2 protein-coding genes are annotated in these 816 nt (G+C 56.2%); both read left to right on the forward strand.

Annotation, left to right across the window (positions count from 1 at the left end; translation table 11 throughout):
- Positions 1-599, forward strand: a 599-nt coding sequence (locus EN750_RS36975) for a carbohydrate ABC transporter permease (RefSeq protein ID WP_210212807.1), incomplete at its 5' end; no start/stop codon positions are given.
- Between the two features lie 19 nt (positions 600-618).
- A partial coding sequence (locus tag EN750_RS36980) for an ATP-binding cassette domain-containing protein (RefSeq protein WP_145968316.1) occupies positions 619-816 on the forward strand: 198 nt, incomplete at its 3' end.

The following is an 816-nucleotide window of genomic DNA, read 5'->3' on the forward strand; positions in this document are numbered from 1 at the left end:
CCCTTGGTGCGACGCTCCTGTGCATGGTGCTGTCGTTGCCCGCTGCGTTTGGTTTGGTGAATTTCAAGTTTCGCGGCCGCGAGTTCCTGGCAGACTGGATCCTGTCCACTCGTATGATGCCGCCGATCGCGGCCGGGGTGCCGCTCTATATAATCTTCAACACCATAGGCTTGCTCGACACCGTGTGGGCCCTGATAGTCGTCTATGCCGGTTTCAATATTCCCTTTGCCGTGTGGGTCAGCATGTCGTTCTTCCGGCGCGTGCCGCGCGAGACGATTGAAGCAGCCATGCTCGAGGGATGCTCCTGGGCGCAGATTTTCACCAAGGTAGCCCTTCCGCTAACCCGTAGCGGCATCGCGACAGTGGCTACCTTCGTGTTCATTTTTGCATGGAACGAGCTGCTCTTGGCCCTGTTTCTGACAACTCGCGCCGCAAAGACGTTTCCGGTCGTTATCTCGTCCTTCGTCACCAACAGCATGACTTTTTGGGAGATGATCGCGGCGTCTTCGGTAATTCAGGCAATTCCGCCGATCATCTTCACCCTGCTCATGCAAAGGCACATCGTATCGGGCCTCACGATGGGCGCGGTCAAAGACTGATCGCATTAGAGGAGATTTCATGGGCCAGATCACGATTGATCGCGCTGTAAAACGCTTCGGCGACTACACAGCTATCGACCATGTCAGCCTCGATATAGAGGATGGTCAATTCGCCGTCTTTGTGGGGCCGTCCGGCTGCGGCAAGTCAACGCTGTTGCGCGTGATTACTGGCCTGGAGGATCTCAGTGAAGGCGCCATCTATATTGACGGACGGGAT

Source organism: Mesorhizobium sp. M7A.F.Ca.ET.027.03.2.1 (assembly GCF_003999175.1).
GTDB lineage: Bacteria > Pseudomonadota > Alphaproteobacteria > Rhizobiales > Rhizobiaceae > Mesorhizobium.